A 2,383-nucleotide genomic window follows, 5' to 3' on the forward strand; every position below is an offset into this window, starting at 1 on the left:
GGTGGGCGGTGATTGTGGTGAGCTGTTGGCCGGGCTGGCGGCGCTGGCCGATGGGCAGCATGCGGCCGCGCTGGCGGTGGGGCATCCAGTTGGCGGTAAGGTCGCGTTCGTTTTTCCGGGGCATGGCCCGCAGTGGGTGTCGATGGCGGTGGAGTTGTTGGATAGTTCGCCGGTGTTTGCCAAGGAGTTGCGGGCGTGTGCTGATGCGTTGGCTCCGTATGTGGGTTGGTCGTTGTTGGAGGTGTTGCGTGGGGAGGTGGCGGAGTCTTCGTTGGATCGGGTGGATGTGGTGCAGCCGGCGTTGTTTGCGGTGATGGTGTCGTTGGCGGCGTTGTGGCGTTCTTGTGGTGTGCGTCCGGCGATGGTGGTTGGTCATTCTCAGGGTGAGATCGCTGCGGCGTATGTTGCGGGGGCGTTGAGTCTTGAGGATGCTGCGCGTCTTGTTGCGCTGCGTGGCCGGGTTATCGCGGAGTTGGCTAGGTCGGGTGGGATGGCTTCGGTGGGGTTGGCTGTCGAGCAGGTCGAGTCTGGGTTATCTCGTTGGCAGGGGCGGATTTCGGTGGCTGCGGTCAATAGCCCGGTTTCCACCACTGTTTCTGGTGAGTTGGGGGTGGTGGAAGAGTTCGTCGCCCAGTGTGAGGCCGATGGGGTGTTCGCGCGGTTGATTCCGGTGGATTATGCCTCGCATTCGGTGCAGGTTGAGGCGGCGCGGGAGCGGTTGATCGCTGAGTTAGCGAGTATTACGCCGCGTGCTGGGGATGTTGCGTTTTATTCCACGGTGACCGGTGCTGGGTTGTCGACTGAGGCTTTAGATCCCGAGTATTGGTATCGGAATTTGCGTGAGCCGGTGCGGTTCGCCGATGTCACACGGTTGGTGTTGGAGCAGGGTTGTCGCACCTTCATTGAGATGAGTCCGCATCCGGTTTTAGCGTTGGCCATTACCGAAACGGTGGAGGCTGCTGGACAAGACCTGGACGAAGTGGCGGTGCTGGGCTCGATGCGTCGCGGTGAGGGTGGTTGGCGGCGTTTTGTGACCTCGCTGGCCGCGGCGCATGTGCATGGGGTGGGGGTGGATTGGGCGTCGGTGTTCGCCCCGCATCATCCGCAACGAGTCCCGCTGCCCACCTATGCTTTTCAGCGGGAACGGTTTTGGCTCAAGAGCTACAACGCGACGGGCTCGGCCGATTTGACCTCGGCCGGATTATCAGCGGTGGATCATCCCTTGCTGAGTGCGGCGGTGAGTTTGGGTGATGATCAGGGCTGGCTTTTTAGTGGGCAGCTGTCAGTGAGTAGTCAGCCGTGGCTGGCCGATCATGCGGTTTTTGATGTGGTGTTGTTGCCGGGGACGGCATTGGTGGAGCTGGCGCTGGCCGCCGGTGCCCGAGCTGGTGTGCCGCGGCTCGATGAGTTGGTGCTGCAGACGCCGTTGTTGGTGCCCGATGAGGGTACGGTGCAACTACAGCTGCTTATCGGCGGTCCCGATGGAGATGCCCGGCGCCCGGTAACGGTGTATTCCCGACCGCACAGTGATGCCAGTGAGCCCGCCCACCCGTGGGCGCGACATGCGGCTGGGGTGTTGAGTGTCGATGACGGTGGGGATTTGCAGCATCTGGTGTCGTGGCCGCCGGCTGGTGCCCAGGCGGTGGATACGCAAGCGTTGTATGACCGGCTGTCCGACAAAGGTTTTCAGTATGGTCCGGTATTCCAAGGAGTGCAGGCACTTTGGCGTCGCGGTGAAGAGCTGTTCGCTGAAGTCGGCTTAGGCGCTGAGCAGCCGATCGAGGAGTTTGGTGTGCATCCGGCGTTGTTCGACGCGGCGTTGCACCCGGCTCCAAGTCTCATTGATGGGCAGCCCGGCCAGGTGTTGTTGCCTTTTGCGTGGAGCGGGGTGTGGTTAGCGGGCACTGGGGCTTCGAGGTTGCGGGTCGCGCTGGCGCCCACCGATGCTGGTGGGTTACAGCTACACGCGTGGGATTTCAACGGTGATCCGGTGATTCGGGTGGACTCGTTGGATGTGCGACCAATCGATGCTGCTGGGTTGGCCGGTGACAACCGCGGGGGCGTCGAGTCGTTGTATGCGCTGGGCTGGACCCCGGTTGAGACCGGGCAGGCCAGCGCGCAACAGGTGGCGATCCTCGACGAGGGGGCACTGAACTTCACCGATATCGCCGCTGAGCACTACCCGGATCTGGCGGGTCTGGCCCAGGCGATCCGCGCCGGTGGCAGTGTCCCGGAAGTCGTGCTGACCGCCGCACCCATCAGCGATGAGGGCGGGGTTGCTGATAGTGCCCGTAGCGGGTTGTATCGCACGCTGAGTTTGGTGCAGGCCTGGCTGGGTGTTCCTGAGCTAACGCAGTCACGGCTGGTCTTTGTTACCCGCTTA

Annotated in this window: 1 protein-coding gene; it reads left to right on the forward strand. The window is 62.7% G+C overall.

The window, feature by feature from the left end:
* Positions 1-2,383: acyltransferase domain-containing protein (locus F0Q45_RS25415; protein WP_149656507.1), on the forward strand; the 2,383-nt coding region annotated here is incomplete at both ends.

Origin of the sequence: Mycobacterium simiae (assembly GCF_008370645.1) — a bacterium.
GTDB lineage: Bacteria > Actinomycetota > Actinomycetes > Mycobacteriales > Mycobacteriaceae > Mycobacterium > Mycobacterium simiae_A.